The following is a 14,814-nucleotide window of genomic DNA, read 5'->3' as shown; positions in this document are numbered from 1 at the left end:
CAATGCTACGCTCTCTATTTATTGGTTTCTTTTGAGTTTTATCTGGTAGTCTCCATTAATATTAAACCTTAATTTTCAGATTTAATTTATCTCAGGGCTACGCAGATTATATGTAGGGACACAACCTGTCTCAATTATATTGATATAGGTTGTGTCTATTCAAGAAAAAATTATGATATCTTTATTTATATTTCTATAATTTATTTAAAAAAACTGAGTAATTTTTTAGAAATTTTACTAGCTGTTTCAATGATTGAGGAAGATAGTATCTCTGTTATAAGCTCTTTATTCGCATTCCATGCGTTCCCTACCCAATCTTTTACGCTTTGCCATACTCCTTTTTCAGCATTTTCTTCCATTTTTTCGTTTTTTAAATTTTCTTTTGCTTCTCGAAAAACGGAATATTTTTTTTCGTTTGGGAGTATTTCAATTATTTTTTCAAGAGTTTCACTAACATTATAATTGTCTGTTGAAGAAACGACAGAAATATTGCGGAAGCTTACATTAAAGGCTTCACTAATGCTTTTTTCTTTTTCTAAAATATTTTTTTCTTGCGTTGGTCCTGGTTTATTATTTGCTTCGTCCCACTCTCTAATGGGATTGATTTTATCAATTTGGCTTATAACAAAAAATACAGGACACCTATCAAGGTGAGGTAAAAGAATATTTTTATAGGCTTCTTCTGCGACTGAATATGAACGATCATCTGCTTTTATGACCCATATTACGAGATCAAGGTCTTCAATTATATCACTATAAAGCTTTTTATATTCATTATCTCGTTCTAGGTTTTCTCCGAGGCCAGGAACATCCAGCAAGATAATCCCTCGACCACCATTTTCGTCAAAACCAATCTTAATTTCATGTATTTGTCGCGTGCAAGCGTGTACATCACTAACTTTTGTAATTTCTTTACCAAAAAGAGCATTGCATAAAGATGACTTACCGACACCAGTTACGCCAAAAACGCCAATTTTTGGCGTATAATTTTTTATTTTATTAATCCTATTTTCTATTAACTCTCTGATTTTTATTTTATTATCATTATTAGTATCAAATTTTTCTGAAAACAAATTGGACATTTGACTTTCACCATCTATAGCAACAAAAGATGAAAAATAATTTACCTGTGTCTTTGAGATATTCAATGGTTTTTATTACGTCAAATGCTCATAATATGTATATATATTATTTATTTCTATAATATGTTGCTCTGGAAATTCCCAACGACAGCCATGGTTTACGGCTTTCTGCACTATCTGCTTTTACCATTGATAGCCATTCTACACGTTCCATAACACCAGCTTCTCTACGCTGTTGCATGGTGTTTTCCCTGTCTCTCCTGCGTTTTTCGTCCTTATCAATTAACACCTTGAGATTGAAATTTCGCATGTCATCAGACGTAATGCCAAGCCTGTCGATGATGGTCTGTGTTTTATAACGATAAGCTCCTTTACGATTAAGTCCGGCGTCTTCGTTCCTTATACGTTCTTCTTCCGTCATATTGGCAACCTGCTTCGCTTTCTTGAGCAGGGTGGACGAATGAGCCAGCAGGTTTCTTTTGTCATTCACATAGGATGCTGGAAGGATGAGACCAGCCCATGTCCTGATTTCCGGCCATAGCTGTTGGGATGGGATGATATTGCCAAGCATGGAAGCCCCGATATGGGCATACATGTCAGGACCAGCCACATGCCCGGACTCCTCACAATAGGGAATGACACCTCCATATTTTTTGTCAGCAATGGTTCTGATGTCCTCAACAACACACCAGCACCAGTCAAACCTGTTGAATGCCTTTCGGTTGCCAGCCTTGAGCCTTTCCCTGGCTTTCTCACGTGCCAGGTGGATGACCTGTCCCCTGGCTTCATAGCGTTGCTTCTGGGCTTCTCTCCATTCGCGTATCTGCTCAAGGGAATAGGGCAGAACCTCGTCTGCAAAATCATCAAAGACATAGGTCATGGCATGACCATCCCTGTCAGTCTGGTGCAACAGTTCTACTGGCTGGTTGTTCTTGCTGTTCAGGGTTCCCACAACACGCAGGATTCTGGATACGTCCACACAGGCCGGGTCTGCACCAAGTGGGGCAAACAGGGACACAAGCTGTTTGTTGAGGGCTACAGCACGTCCTACAGCCTCTCTTGGGATGGGTGAGGCCCAATACCATTTGAGATAAATGCCACGCCCTGATGAGATAATGGCAGAAGGAACAGGAATAAGATTGTCATCACAATAGGAGAGGATGCTTTGCACCTTCTGCTGTCTGGTCATCCAGCCTGGAAAAAATTCTGTCTTGTAGCAGTCGATATCCACATAGGCGTGGGTCATGGTTTCTATGAACAGGGCACGTCTGCATGGTCTGGAAAAGAAGCCCTGAGCCATGTAGGTATCCCTGTCATTGGCGATATGGGACAGTACAAACTCAAGCTGATCCAGCTTGTAGGCTTTCTGGGTCATATGCCCATTATTGATACGATTGAGAGTGAAAAAGGCTTACCCGTTATAGGGTAATATTCTGTCTTCACTTGGGTCTGTATAAATGTCTTTCTTTAAAATTGCGCCCATAAAATTTTTCTCCTTTAATAATGATGGAAAAAAACTTCCAATACGCACTTTTTTTACTTGACTAATTCATTTAAATATCACATAATCAACTTAAGAAAACGCAGTGAATGTATTGGTGGCTCTTCTCCATCATGGTTATGAAAGTCAGATGTTATTGCATCTGGCTTTTTTCTTATTAAAGCATAGATGATAGAAATATTTCAATATAAAAATAATATTCCTATTTTATTTCGTTTTTATTTATGTATTAAATCATACAGACCATAGTGAGCTTATGCAAAAGCAGTGGTTCGATGGAGTAGTTCCCCATCGTTGGTTTCAAAGTCAGATTCTCATAAGTCTGGCTTTTTTGTTGTCCAGATTTCAGGACATCCTTTGTTAAACTGGCTGTTGAGCCATTCCCTGCAATGTCCAGTCTTCCTTGCCTGTATTCCTGTCATACTGGTTGGACAGGTCTGTTCAACAGGGAAGAGAACATATGGAAGACACTACGAAAACATGGGGTATCAGGGGGATTTCTGCTGATGTCAGGCAAGCTGTCATTACACAGAGCCAGAAGCAGGGCATGAAAGCCGGAGAGTGGCTGACACTGGCTATTCTAGAAAAAATCAGACAGGACAGAAATGCAGGGAAAGCCTTGGTGGCTTCCAATGGAAAACCTGCTGTCAGTGCAGAGGATACTTCTGCTGTTCTGGCTTTGCTGGAACGTCTCCAGGGTATGGGAATTGAACCTCCTGACCAGAATGAAGAAGCAAGCCACCATGCTGGTCAGGAAGTGTATGACATCCCTCAGAAAGGGAACATCAGCCAGACAGGAAATGGGAAGTGTCTGACTGATGTGAATTCATTCAGGCCTGGAGTTTCAGGGTTCCGTCTTTGACCTGACGGAAGATTTCCATCCATTTGTTTTGTAGAGCTTGGTCTGAAGTCTCGAACTGCCATTTAGGTTGATTGACATCCCTGATGGTCACAAAGAAACCACTGGCTTCTGCATTTTTTACTCTCTGTTGGCTATTGGCGATTTCATTGTTAATGCCCTGGCTTGGGGTTCCACCATATAACATTCCACCTGTTTGTGTGCCGTGACTCCACTGGCGAACGTCATCCCAGTTAAACTTGACCATGCGACCTATATTGTCGGTCATGAAGAAGTCTCGTCCATTGAACGCAATGAAGTTGGGGTAAGCCATAACTTTGGACCACCCCAATCGAGTAGTGCGACATTGAAGAATGGCAAGACTATAATCGGCATAGATAATTGGCTTTTGGTAGGTTTCAATTTTTTGTTTTATTTTTGAATATTCTGAATTTAATATTGCGCTGTATTTTTTATTTAGTAATTTACCTCCAATTAAATTATAGTATGCCATTCGTAATAGCCAAAATATGGGAAAAGGAAGCAAACATATAAAATATGTAGTTACAAACATGCCTATCGCAGAGATTATAATATTTTCATGTGCGTTTCTTTTACTGCCAAATAGAACGGCTAGAAATCCCAAAAACGTCAAATGTGATGCACATATAACAGGAATTTTGAAGAACAAAAGACGAGATATATACTTGTCTGTTGCCTGTTTAATATTAATCCCGTCTGAGACTTTTTCAATGACAATCATGACAAAACTCCCATGTTAGAGGACAGGGAACAGCACATTTTTCTGAGCCTGTTAAACGTCACGCAAGTCTCCATCATGTAAAAAATTCTTTCAATATAGTATACCAGAAACACATATTTCTGATATTGTAGAATAAGTGCATTTTTATTGATGAAACTTCTGTATCGTAAATCTGTATCACCAATGGAGTAATTATTGATGGAGAAATAACATGGATTATGGCTATGCCCGCGTATCAACTGACGACCAGACCAATGACCCACAAATCAAGGAACTGGTGCGTTATGGTCTGACTTCCCACACAATCAGGACAGAGAAAATTTCAGGGAGTGTGCTGGCGAACCGGAGACCTGTGCTCTCAGGACTGCTCAAGGCTCTGAGGAAGGGGGATACGCTGACAGTGGTGAAGCTGGACAGGCTTGGCCGTAATGCAGTGGATGTCCTGTCTTTGATTGATACGCTTCATGAAAAAGCCATAAGCGTACGTATTCTCAATCTTGGGGTTGATACGGCCAAACCATCGGGAAGGCTGTTTCTGACCCTTCTGGCTGGCTTTGCGGAGTTTGAGAGGGAGATTATCAGGGAACGCTGTATAGCCGGTCTGGAATCAGCCAGGGCCAATGGTGTGCATCTTGGGAGAAAGAGTTCCCTGACCAAACATCAGAGAACACACGCCCAGAGGCTCAGGGAGGAAGGGAAGTCTGTCAGTGAGGTAGCCCGCATCCTGAATACCTCACGCATGACAGCATGGAGAGCCATGAATCCCGTTCAGGCTGTATCATAAACCGCAGTTCTGATATGAAACCAAGACATGACAGCCAGAGCTTTTCTGCCATGTCCCGGAAACGTGGGCTTTTGATACGATTTTTTTAAGCTATGTCACCAGATAAAATATTAATGTTTTCTATCTTTTTACAAAATCTATTTCGTTCTTGGTCATACGCTTGTTAATACACTCTAAAAGATTAAAAAATCTGTTGTTTTTGAGATGTGCTTCGTTCAAGCAAGCTTCCCAATTAGAAAAAACACAGATCGTTAGGAAAGCAAAAAAACAGATTATTAATGCTTCATCACAATACAAAAATTTTGTTGGATTGTATTTTTGGCTTAGTCCTAATGCGGGAATGCCTATAATGGAACATATTGAAACTGCACTAAATGAAATAAATCCTTTTGCACAAAATATTGTAGCACCTCGGAAAATAATTCCTAGTTTAACAGGGAAACGTCCGATACCGAAATAACCACAAAAAAGATATAAAGCAAAAAATGGAATAAAAATTATTGATAATAAAACAAAATAAATTTGCATTTCAAAATCTATTTGGGTGAAAAATACAAAAAATTGGATTGTTTTTTTCCATATTCATTCAGTGCATTGCCGTCATTAGAGAACCAAGAGAATTTTTTTGCTAAAAAAATAATAAGAAAGCTGACGTATGAGAGAAAAAAATATGTGATAGTGGTTATTTTTATAGTTTGTGGACATATTCTGACAAAAAGCGGAAGTGTTAATTTATAAAGTAAAAATATAGAAAATAATAGAGTTACACAGTACGGATAGTAGCTATGTAAAATTAAAAAATCTTTCATGATATGCTTTGCTTTCTGTCTGTGATGCTCAGGTTGGATTTTATTTTGATGTTGAATGTATAAATTAGTTAGGTATTTTTTTTCAAATGTTATAATTTAGGTGCTATATAAAGTTTAAAATAAAAAAATTGTAGGGTTGCAGGCTTTAGATCGCTTGGCTGTCAACCGAAGTAGGGTTAAAATAATACAGAATATTCTTATCGGGGGTATATTTATGTCATTGGAAATAAATAATTCTAATAAAATAAAACATCTAGAGTTTATACAAAATATCATAAGCCGTATGGCAACTGCATCATTCTCTATTAAAACAGCTAATGTAACTATTATAGCAGCTATATCTGCGTTGGCGTTTAAGAGTGATTACAAAAATTATATAAATGTTTTTGTTTATTTGATTCCTTCAATATCCTTTTGGTATTTGGATGGATATTATCTTGCTCAAGAGAGAAAGTTTCGCTGTCTATATGATTTTGTGAGAAAGCAGGAGGTAACTGATTTTTCTTTGAGCGTAGATAAAACAACTATCAAGGATGTGACCTCAGTTATGCGGTCAGAAACTCTATTACTATTTTACGGAGTAATTATTTTTTCTGTATTATGCATGGATTTTCATTCATACATGGCGAAATTCATTTGGTTTTTTGGGGAACAAATCATAAAACACATCTAATGAGTGTTGTCCCATAGAATATCGATGATCTCTGTTTTTGGTATTCCAGAGATATATATCTGATTGTGTTATATCTGTCATGTTGCTGACATCAATGGTATATTGTATTGGAGCAGAATCGCTTGACATTACAGATGTAGTGCTGTCTTTTCTACTTTCGCTTACTAAGCGTTCGCGTGTAGGAGGTTTTACACGTATTAGATTTAACATGGATAGTTCATAATATATCCAAGGTGAGTATGTTGATGTTCGCTCTGAGTATTTGTCAGATACTTTATTCTTTATCGAGTTGTCAGTATTTATAAAAAATAGACATTCACATTTGTCCATCATTTGGGCTAAAGCTATAGATAGCATATTGTGAACATGTGCTGTCGTACTGTTTCTTTTTTTGTAGTTATATGTTTCTGAATTTTGATTCCAGCAATATTTATCGTCAATTCCCCTGAGTAAGTCATCACAGTATTTCCATATTTCAGAATCTACAAAACAACTCAATCCAAACCTTTCCTTTAAGTAGCCACATAATGAAGAAACTCTATCGATATCTCTATGGGAATGTGAAATAAAAACGTCAAATCTTTTATTGGGAAACCATTCTTTGATAATTCTGTCAGCAATAATATTCCCATCTTTATCTAAGAACTTATCTATATCAGCCTTGATATTGGCACTATTAACTCTAATTTCATTTTTTCCTTTGGGTTTGTATCCTTCAAATTCGGTTTCAAGTGATAGGTTGAAGCCTCTAAACATTTTATGTGATATCCTTTTTCATTTATTCACAAGTTTTGGTGAAATATATGTGTAAATGATAAGCGAGAAACATATATGTGGGCAAGGAAGTTAGTCGTTGAATAAGAGTATTTATTGAAAGATAATATGATCCTTATCTTTAGGTAAGAACAAATTTCTTACATCCCAAAACTCAGGATATTTTACGCTTTCTGCAACCCTCTTGAGGTTCACAATATCCACATCATCGAAATAGACTGTGCTTCCGACCGATTTGTCGTGGCTTTCATGTCCCAGAAAGTCATCAATCCAGGATTCACGTAAGCCACCCTCGCCATGCTCATGAATGTTTCTGAGTTTGGTAGACACGTTATGCCGGAACGAATGGAACACTACGCTTCTGCCAATACCAAGGCGTGATTTGAATTTACTGAAATCTCTCTGGAAGTGAGCAGAACGCTTGTTGTCCTGCCCCTTAAAATCAATGTCATGGAACAGATAGTGACGTTTCTGGTTCATGGCCCTTTGGGCAAGGTCCAGCAATCCGGCTTCCTGCAAGGCTGTGCAGATGGGAACGACACGTTTCCCGGCCTCTGTCTTCGCACTCCATTCCGTCCAGGGTTTTCCTTTCAGGGCAGGGTGATCCTGCACCAGAATGCAGGGAATACCTTGAATCTCCTGAATGTCCTGTGGTCTTAAACGACAGATTTCTTCCAGTCGCATCCCTGTATAAGACGCAATCCCCACAATCATGGACGCTGTCTTGTGGCTGATGGTGCCAAACTGCCAGGGCTGACCCGCAATGGCCTTTAAGTCGTTATCACTCCAGCGCACACGATTGGTTTTGGACTTGGTGTCAAACTGCCAGCCACCTGTGAACACGTTGCGATCCACAAGGTCACGCAGAAGGAAATGCTTCCAAAGTCCGGACAGCTTGGTGAAATGGTTTTTGACTGATTTCCCGGAAATGCGTGCCAGCTTGCGTTTCTTCGCATCTGCCACAAATTCCTGAACTGTTCGGGTGTCGTTACGCTGTTTGCCGTAACTCTCCGGTAGCTGTTCCATCAGGGCTTTGAAATGCCCAACATCTGCCCCGGTATAATCCCGCATGGGTTTATCCCCACAAACTTCGAGAAAGCGTTTGAAGGTGCGTTCGTAGGATTTAACCACAGTGGATTTGACTGTGGTGTCCTTGCTTTCCAGGAAAATTTTAATCGCTTCTGAAAACAGGGGAGAAGGTTTTTCCTTCGGAGCCAGAAAGGCTTTCATGTCCTTAATCTGGCTCTGGATATCTGTCAGGGCTGGAAGGCTGGCTTTGGTCTTTTTCAGGTCTGTGACAGTGCGTTCCAGAAGATGCACACTTCTGCCAGTCAGATTTCTGGCCTTCTCCAGCTTTTCCACCTGTTCCAGACTTTCCATGGAATGTCTGAGCTTCTGATGGTCGTATTGCGTCTGTAAGAATGCAATCCTGTGCTGGTAATCCTGAATAAGCAGGTCAAAGAGTTTCTGCGCGTCTTCAGGCAGTTCATTCCTGACAAAATTTTCGTCTTCGCTGAGTTCTGTCTTGAGGTGCATTACGGAACGGAACAGCCTTTCGGTCTCTGCGAAAACTGCACACGCATATGGTTTGGCAACCTCGCGTTTGTTAGTGCCAAGGGAGAGCCATAGCTCCTTTTTGCCCACAATATCACGGATATGTGAAGGCACGGCCCTGCGGAAATGATACCCGGATTGGAGACGAATCAACATACAGACGGCTCATTTTGTAGAAGCCGATTGTAGAAGGTTCGGCTTTTATGGTTATGGAAAGACCATAAAAATCAATTAAATCAATATGTTATGAGTGGTGCGAACTGCGGGACTCGAACCCGCACGCCCTGTTGCGGGCGCAAGATTTTAAGTCTCGTGCGTCTACCATTCCGCCAAGCTCGCATATGCGTTTATGTTTAGCATATGCGGCGCACAGGACAATCATCGGTCATGATTTTATTGAATTAAGTTATGGGAACCCGGTTCAAGAATCGCGGGATATCCCAAGCGGCGTTTCCTGCATGGACAGGGTATCCTGCCTGCTGGCCCCTCATTGCGGCGGTCAGCAGGCAGTAGCCGTATTACTGCTGGAATGCGCGGGCCAGGATATTCTGTTTTTCCAGTGATACCGGCAGGGTGGTATTGGTCAGGGCAATACCCTGCCAGCCTGCGCCGAGTGCCGTGTAAAGGTTGATCGCATCCTGCAGGCGCTCCAGCCGTGCCATGGCCTCGGCATTCTGCGCATTCAGGGTCGTGCGTTCGGTTGTCAGCACTTCCAGGAACCCGACCAGACCGGCAGCATACAGCTTGCGTGCGCGCTCACTGGCCAATGCGCTGTCTTCCGCCGCCTTGGCCAGCAGTTCGGTGTGTTCTTCATCATCATGCCATGCGGCCATCGCGTCCTCGACTTCCTTGAAGCCGTTGAGAACGGCCTGACGATAGGCAAGCCGGCTGGCTTCGGCTGCAGCCTGCGCCATGCGGATCTGGGAGGTGTATTTCCCGCCATGCATTAGCGGCAGGGACGCCATCATCAGGAACTGCCAGCTCATGCCGCCCATCTGGAACACCTGATACAGGGCAGACGCATTGGGATTGAAGTTCAGCGGAATGGTGAAATTCGGATATAACTGGGCTACGGCAACACCAATGCGCGCCGTGGCTTCGGCATAAACACGTTCGGCCTTGCGAATGTCAGGACGGTTGGCAATGACCATAGAGGGCAGGGTGGACGGGAATTCCGGCACTGGCGGCAGGGGCCTGGCCACCTTCAGTTCCAGTTCCGATGTACCAGGCATCTGCCCCATCAGTACATCAAGCGCATGCGTGATCTGGGAAATATGGGTTTTCAGCGGTTCACGTGCCGCCGTCTGTGAATCTAGTTCCGCCTTGGCCTGCGCGATCTGCATGGTGTTACCTACGCCTTCCAGGTACAGGCGGTTGGTCAGGTCATAGGCGTCCTGCGCCACATGGATGTTGTTATTGGCGATTTCCAGTCGTAGCTGCTGGTCACGCAGCATCATGTAGTCACCTGCCAGTTCGGACAGCATCATGACCATGACGGCGCGACGGTCCTCGATCGATTCCTCAACCGCGCGGTTCTGGGCTTCCACGCTGCGGCGGATGCGCCCGAATACGTCAATCTGCCAGCTGGCGCTGAAACCATAGCCCAGGTACGACGCCTGCGGGTGGTTGTCCGGATTGCCAGGTCGTAGCGGCCAGTTGTCGATATTGATCGAATACCGCACGTCACCTGCGGCTGCCTGTGTATCCACCTGTGGATACCACTGCGATGCCTGCACGTCACGGATCGCGCGCTCGGCCATGATGCGCTGGCCCGCAACCTGCAGGTTGTAGTTCCCCGCAATCGCCTTATCGACCAGCCTGTCGAGTTCAGGATCCTTGAACAGGTGCCACCACTGCTTCAGTTCCTTGTTGGTCTCCTCGATTTCCTCAGGCGTTGCGGCGTGGTCATCCTCGGTAAACTTGGCCGGGGGTTTCATCCGGTCGGGCTGGTAGCGGGGGCCTACCGTACAACCGGCCAGAAAAATGGCCGATGTCAGGAACAGGCCGGTCCGGCGGGTAACTGCGTTGATGTTCATGATCGTGCCCGGCGCCTTACAGATGGTCTTGCAGCCATGTCGTCAGACGGCCGCGTTGGGTACGGGACTGGGGACCGACGCTGATCGTGGCGGTCATGCCGGCCGCCAGTGTCACGCTGTCAGGCACATGGTCCAGGTGGATACGGACCGGGATACGCTGCGCCAGCCGCACCCATGTAAAGATCGGGCTGACATCCTGCAGCCCAAGACCGTCGGGCTTGCCGTTCTGGTCATTGATACCGCGGGCGATACTGACTACATGACCGGGAAGGATGTCCTTGTAACCCATCAGTTTGACGCGTGCGTCGTCACCCACATGCACGCCCCACATCTTCGTTTCCTCGAAGTAGCCGTTGACCCAGTAGGAATCAGCGTCGATCACCGCCAGCCGCGCATGGCCCGCCGTGACATAATCACCCACCCGCAGGTTGAGGTTGGTGATGTTGCCGTTGACCGGGGAATACAGGATGGAGCGCTGCAGGTTCAGCTTGGCCAGGTCAAGGGCTGCGCGCGCCGCGTCAACCGATGCGATCTGCGTTGCCACGTTCGAGTTGAAGACTTCCTGTTCTTCCGCCGACACGATGCCACCCAGTCCCATACGGCGGCGTGCGTCATTCTGCTTGAGTTTCAGGTCTTCCAGCGCACCATCCAGGCGGGCCTGTGCCTCGCGGATGGCAAGGCGGAAACGTACGGGGTCAAGCACGAACAGGGGGTCGCCCCGGTGCACGAACTGGTTGTCGACCACGGGCAGTTGCACCACGGTGCCCGACACTTCCGGCGCCACGTCCACGACATAGACGCGAACACGCCCGTCACGTGTCCAGGGGGCAATCATGTAGGTGTCCCATAAGGTGACGCCCATGACGATGGCCATCGTCACGACCGCCAGGGTCAGGACCACACGGATCAGGGTGCGAAGGAGGGGCATGGGGATTTCTCGAACCTTCTTGGGACAGTCAGATGTACAGGATCATCAGGCAGAGGACGCAAGTGTATAGCGCAACCTCGAACAGGGCGAGATGCCAGAACCATTTCATTATGCCGCACCACCATAACAGTGATCGCAGCAGCATGGTGACAGGCAGGGCAGCCACGGCATAGACGACAATCGGTGCCATGAAGACACCGAATAGGTTGAATTCGCTCAGCATCAGGCGGTTCTCATTCCGAACGGTCCCGTTGAAGGAGAAGCAGGCACGGACAGATCATGGCGGATTGTGACCGTGCCCGCCGCTATCTGTAGCCGACCAGACGCATGGAAGAAACCGGCAATGGAGACAAACCGCACTGATGATGCATCCCGTCGTGGCATCGGGTGCCCCCATGCAGGCAGTGCCGCGGCAGGGGAACATGATGGAGCGGGCAGGAAAAAGGGGGTCATGCCTGTCCCCCGCCCGGGGTGCCGGTCCGGGCGCACAGATTGGCCTCGATCCGTTCAAATACGGAATAGCAGGCCTGCAGTTCGGGGGTGGAAATACCATGCAGCAGGCGGTTGGATACGGCTTCCACCGCATGGCGGACCTGACGTGCGGTGCGTTCGCCCTTTTCCGTCAGGCTGACCAGCTTGGATCGTTTGTCGTCACGGTCGGGGGAACGGAACACCAGGTCACGTCGTTCCAGTACATCAAGCAGGCGGGCAACGGACGGGGCTTCGATTTCAAGGGCGCGCACCAGATCGGTCTGGCGCACCGGCGGCGGCAGCAGGCCAAGGTACAGCACCGGCCGCCATGTCGCTTCCGTCAGGCCGTATTCATGCAGGTCGCGGTCAACCTGCCTGCGCCACGCGGCGCCAAGCCGGGCGAGACGGCGACCAAACGACAGTTCCTTCTCGTTGCGCTCCAGATCGGGCATTCTGTTCCGCCAGCAGGGATACACAATTATTAAGCATGCAAACCATTTGCGTGCTTAGTATATCCAGAAGCTGCACGTTTCCAGAAAACGACAAAGTGAGCCAATGCAATTTCAGCATGGATACTATCTGGCAATGACGTGGATCATTGCCAGACAGTCAGGACCGCTGGCCCGGAATGTTATTTTCCGCGGCCTGTCATGACTTTGAACAGGTTCCAGATCGCCCGCCCGGTATGACGGGTCAGCGGACCCGCGACCGTGGTGGCCACGGCGGACAGGGCAACGGTCTGACGCAGTTCGTTCAGGGCGTGTTCACGTGCGAATCGCACACGGATTTCTTCCGGCGTCATGTAGGAGCGCCGGCCCATGACCAGCCCCATGATGACCACCACAAGATCCGCACCGAATACGGCGGCAGCCGAACCAAGGGCGCTGAAGCCTAATGTCTGGTAACAGAAGGCCCACAGCAGCCCATGGCCCGAAATGACTGCAAAAAAGGCAAAGATGGCTGCCACAACCAGAAATGCGGCCTGACGACCAAGACGGATCGCCATCAGTTTGCGTAGGGTCAGTTCCCCTTCAATGATGGTTTTGCCGATTTCGCCTATTCTCATGATGCTCGCGTATCCTCTGGTTGCAGCAGGCTAGAAAGCCTTATTTCGTTGCGCGGCCAAGAAAGTAGCCGATCACCGAGAAAATGGCGATAGCAACAAGCGAACGAGCGCGTGAGCCACTCTTTTTGGGTGCGTGTTCCGCCAGGTTTTCGCGTGCCTGGCCCGCCAGTTGTTCCGCCTTGCTGGCAACATCATGCAGGGCCTGCCTGCCATGCGTGTGCAGCAGATTTTCGATATGGCCCTTCAGCGCCTGCAGGTCTTCGTGGGTGACGTGCTTGATGGTTTCGGTCTTGCTCATGATCGTTTCCTTTGTGACGAATGAAGCCAACAATCCTCTGGTAAGGAGGTAACCATTGCTTATAACGCGTTATCTCCCCAGTCAGGTTTCTGTTATCGCATGTCTCCTTTCTCCATACGGCTGGTTGTCAACGCGCTCCGGGCCTTTTCCGGTGCGCCGGGCCTGTCTTTTTCTGCTGCGGCGGGCACGTGTCTGACGGTCGTCAATGACAGGGCTGACTGTCTGTGCGTGCTGGCGGACATGCTGGCGGGCCATGCTCCCACCAGTGGGGGACAGATCGTGGTGGACGGGACAGAGGTAACCGGCCTGCCACCCCGCCTGCGGTCCTGTGCGCTGGTAGGCTGGCGCGACCCGCTGTTCGCCCACATGACGGTTCAGGCCAACCTTGCCTTTGCGCTGCGCGCACGCGGGGAAGAGTCGCACGCGGTGGCGGCACGGGTGCGCGCCGTGCTGGCGCTGCTGGGGCTGGATGGGCTGGAGCAGGCCCGTCCCGCCGCCCTGTCACCCGAACAGGCGCTGCGTGTGATGATTGGCCGCGCCCTGGTATTCGAACCCCCGGTTCTGGTGCTGGAGGACCCGTTCACTCCCCTGCCGCCTGCAGGCCGTATGGCCATGCGGCGTCTGGTCAGCCGGCTGGTGCGCGCGCGCGGCCTGTGCGTGGTGCTGCTGACGCGTGCGCGGGAGGATGCGCTGCTGCTGGGTGATACGATCGCCTGCATGGATGGCATGGAGATCGTACAGCTTGGCACGGCGCTGGACCTGTTTGACCGTCCCGCCTGTGACCGGGTGGCGACCGGGTTTGGCCATGCCAACAGCCTGACGGTCCGTGTGGCCAGTGTCAGCGACGATGTGGCCCTTGCGCACCTGCCTGGCGGTCTGCCGGTGGAGGCCATGGCGGCGCCGGGCGTGGAGGCGGACCAGCTGGCCACGCTGTGCATCCGGCCGGACCGGATTGCAGTCATGTTCCCCTCGCGCCCCGGCATGGCGGCGGGGGCCGACCCCGACGGGCCGCCAGTGCTGGTGGCAACCCTGACGGACCTGCGGCAGATGGGCGATCATGTGCTGCTGCGTTTCAGGCTGGCGAATGGGGAGGAACTGCTGGCGCGCCGTCCCCCCACCCCAGCCCTGCAGCGCGTGACGGCGGGGCAGGTGGCCATACTGGCGTGGCAGCCAGGGCAGGCAATTGCCTTTCCGTTCCGGGGTGAAATGGGGTAGCGTCCGGCATCCTTCGCCCCTG

Annotated in this window: 15 protein-coding genes and 1 tRNA gene; 3 read left to right on the top strand and 13 right to left on the bottom strand. The window is 48.0% G+C overall.

Features of this window, described 5'->3' with window-relative positions:
* Window positions 1-200 precede the first annotated feature (200 nt).
* Complete coding sequence (locus tag MSKU9_RS10660; RefSeq protein ID WP_141261437.1) at window positions 201-1,082, bottom strand: GTPase family protein; 882 nt, start codon at window positions 1,080-1,082, stop codon at window positions 201-203.
* A gap of 106 nt (window positions 1,083-1,188) precedes the next feature.
* The gene (locus tag MSKU9_RS10655; RefSeq protein WP_141261436.1) at window positions 1,189-2,457 is read right to left on the bottom strand and encodes a DNA-primase RepB domain-containing protein; all 1,269 of its coding nucleotides are present in this window, start codon (window positions 2,455-2,457) and stop codon (window positions 1,189-1,191) included.
* Between the two features lie 586 nt (window positions 2,458-3,043).
* Between MSKU9_RS10655 and MSKU9_RS10650 the strand changes: the two genes are divergently transcribed.
* Window positions 3,044-3,445: a hypothetical protein gene (locus tag MSKU9_RS10650; protein WP_141261435.1), complete on the top strand. Its 402-nt coding sequence runs from the start codon at window positions 3,044-3,046 to the stop codon at window positions 3,443-3,445.
* Here MSKU9_RS10650 and MSKU9_RS10645 read toward each other — a convergent pair.
* Window positions 3,414-4,184 (bottom strand): DUF4755 domain-containing protein, encoded by a 771-nt coding sequence (locus MSKU9_RS10645; protein WP_141261434.1) that lies wholly within the window; start codon window positions 4,182-4,184, stop codon window positions 3,414-3,416. The genes MSKU9_RS10650 and MSKU9_RS10645 overlap by 32 nt on opposite strands.
* Before the next feature lie 211 nt (window positions 4,185-4,395).
* Between MSKU9_RS10645 and MSKU9_RS10640 the strand changes: the two genes are divergently transcribed.
* Complete coding sequence (locus MSKU9_RS10640; RefSeq protein WP_141261433.1) at window positions 4,396-4,968, top strand: recombinase family protein; 573 nt, start codon at window positions 4,396-4,398, stop codon at window positions 4,966-4,968.
* Window positions 4,969-5,088: 120 nt separating this feature from the next.
* Here the strand turns inward: MSKU9_RS10640 and MSKU9_RS10635 are convergent, their stop codons facing one another.
* From MSKU9_RS10635 to MSKU9_RS10590, 10 genes are all read right to left on the bottom strand, one after another.
* Window positions 5,089-5,496, bottom strand: a complete 408-nt coding sequence (locus MSKU9_RS10635) for a hypothetical protein (RefSeq protein WP_141261432.1) — start codon at window positions 5,494-5,496, stop codon at window positions 5,089-5,091.
* 897 nt (window positions 5,497-6,393) lie between these two features.
* Window positions 6,394-7,206, bottom strand: a complete 813-nt coding sequence (locus MSKU9_RS10630; protein WP_141261431.1) for a TIR domain-containing protein — start codon at window positions 7,204-7,206, stop codon at window positions 6,394-6,396.
* A 111-nt stretch (window positions 7,207-7,317) separates the two neighbouring features.
* Window positions 7,318-8,934 (bottom strand): DUF6538 domain-containing protein, encoded by a 1,617-nt coding sequence (locus tag MSKU9_RS10625; protein ID WP_141261430.1) that lies wholly within the window; start codon window positions 8,932-8,934, stop codon window positions 7,318-7,320.
* Window positions 8,935-9,029: 95 nt separating this feature from the next.
* Window positions 9,030-9,117 (bottom strand) — tRNA-Leu (locus MSKU9_RS10620).
* A 179-nt stretch (window positions 9,118-9,296) separates the two neighbouring features.
* On the bottom strand, window positions 9,297-10,814 hold the full coding sequence (locus MSKU9_RS10615; RefSeq protein ID WP_141261429.1) for an efflux transporter outer membrane subunit: 1,518 nt from the start codon (window positions 10,812-10,814) through the stop codon (window positions 9,297-9,299).
* A 16-nt stretch (window positions 10,815-10,830) separates the two neighbouring features.
* Window positions 10,831-11,742 (bottom strand): HlyD family efflux transporter periplasmic adaptor subunit, encoded by a 912-nt coding sequence (locus MSKU9_RS10610; RefSeq protein WP_141261428.1) that lies wholly within the window; start codon window positions 11,740-11,742, stop codon window positions 10,831-10,833.
* Window positions 11,743-11,770: 28 nt separating this feature from the next.
* A complete protein-coding gene (locus tag MSKU9_RS10605; RefSeq protein ID WP_010510087.1) occupies window positions 11,771-11,965 on the bottom strand; it encodes a DUF1656 domain-containing protein in 195 nt (64 codons plus the stop codon).
* A 226-nt stretch (window positions 11,966-12,191) separates the two neighbouring features.
* The gene (locus MSKU9_RS10600) at window positions 12,192-12,665 is read right to left on the bottom strand and encodes a MarR family winged helix-turn-helix transcriptional regulator (RefSeq protein WP_025437126.1); all 474 of its coding nucleotides are present in this window, start codon (window positions 12,663-12,665) and stop codon (window positions 12,192-12,194) included.
* Window positions 12,666-12,844: 179 nt separating this feature from the next.
* A complete protein-coding gene (locus tag MSKU9_RS10595; protein ID WP_141261427.1) occupies window positions 12,845-13,279 on the bottom strand; it encodes a hypothetical protein in 435 nt (144 codons plus the stop codon).
* A gap of 40 nt (window positions 13,280-13,319) precedes the next feature.
* The gene (locus MSKU9_RS10590) at window positions 13,320-13,577 is read right to left on the bottom strand and encodes a hypothetical protein (protein WP_141261426.1); all 258 of its coding nucleotides are present in this window, start codon (window positions 13,575-13,577) and stop codon (window positions 13,320-13,322) included.
* Window positions 13,578-13,676: 99 nt separating this feature from the next.
* Between MSKU9_RS10590 and MSKU9_RS10585 the strand changes: the two genes are divergently transcribed.
* Complete coding sequence (locus MSKU9_RS10585; protein ID WP_141261425.1) at window positions 13,677-14,792, top strand: ABC transporter ATP-binding protein; 1,116 nt, start codon at window positions 13,677-13,679, stop codon at window positions 14,790-14,792.
* Window positions 14,793-14,814: the final 22 nt, after the last annotated feature.

Source organism: Komagataeibacter diospyri, assembly GCF_006538165.1.
In the GTDB taxonomy this organism is placed as follows: domain Bacteria; phylum Pseudomonadota; class Alphaproteobacteria; order Acetobacterales; family Acetobacteraceae; genus Komagataeibacter; species Komagataeibacter diospyri.
This window is presented reverse-complemented; position numbering and strand designations above follow the sequence as displayed.

Coding starts and splice junctions, on each gene's coding strand:
- MSKU9_RS10660 (WP_141261437.1), bottom strand. CDS start 1,082: ATGTCCAATTTGTTTTCAGAAAAATTTGATACTAATAATGATAATAAA.
- MSKU9_RS10655 (WP_141261436.1), bottom strand. CDS start 2,457: ATGACCCAGAAAGCCTACAAGCTGGATCAGCTTGAGTTTGTACTGTCC.
- MSKU9_RS10650 (WP_141261435.1), top strand. CDS start 3,044: ATGGAAGACACTACGAAAACATGGGGTATCAGGGGGATTTCTGCTGAT.
- MSKU9_RS10645 (WP_141261434.1), bottom strand. CDS start 4,184: ATGATTGTCATTGAAAAAGTCTCAGACGGGATTAATATTAAACAGGCA.
- MSKU9_RS10640 (WP_141261433.1), top strand. CDS start 4,396: ATGGATTATGGCTATGCCCGCGTATCAACTGACGACCAGACCAATGAC.
- MSKU9_RS10635 (WP_141261432.1), bottom strand. CDS start 5,496: ATGCAAATTTATTTTGTTTTATTATCAATAATTTTTATTCCATTTTTT.
- MSKU9_RS10630 (WP_141261431.1), bottom strand. CDS start 7,206: ATGTTTAGAGGCTTCAACCTATCACTTGAAACCGAATTTGAAGGATAC.
- MSKU9_RS10625 (WP_141261430.1), bottom strand. CDS start 8,934: ATGTTGATTCGTCTCCAATCCGGGTATCATTTCCGCAGGGCCGTGCCT.
- MSKU9_RS10615 (WP_141261429.1), bottom strand. CDS start 10,814: ATGAACATCAACGCAGTTACCCGCCGGACCGGCCTGTTCCTGACATCG.
- MSKU9_RS10610 (WP_141261428.1), bottom strand. CDS start 11,742: ATGCCCCTCCTTCGCACCCTGATCCGTGTGGTCCTGACCCTGGCGGTC.
- MSKU9_RS10605 (WP_010510087.1), bottom strand. CDS start 11,965: ATGCTGAGCGAATTCAACCTATTCGGTGTCTTCATGGCACCGATTGTC.
- MSKU9_RS10600 (WP_025437126.1), bottom strand. CDS start 12,665: ATGCCCGATCTGGAGCGCAACGAGAAGGAACTGTCGTTTGGTCGCCGT.
- MSKU9_RS10595 (WP_141261427.1), bottom strand. CDS start 13,279: ATGAGAATAGGCGAAATCGGCAAAACCATCATTGAAGGGGAACTGACC.
- MSKU9_RS10590 (WP_141261426.1), bottom strand. CDS start 13,577: ATGAGCAAGACCGAAACCATCAAGCACGTCACCCACGAAGACCTGCAG.
- MSKU9_RS10585 (WP_141261425.1), top strand. CDS start 13,677: ATGTCTCCTTTCTCCATACGGCTGGTTGTCAACGCGCTCCGGGCCTTT.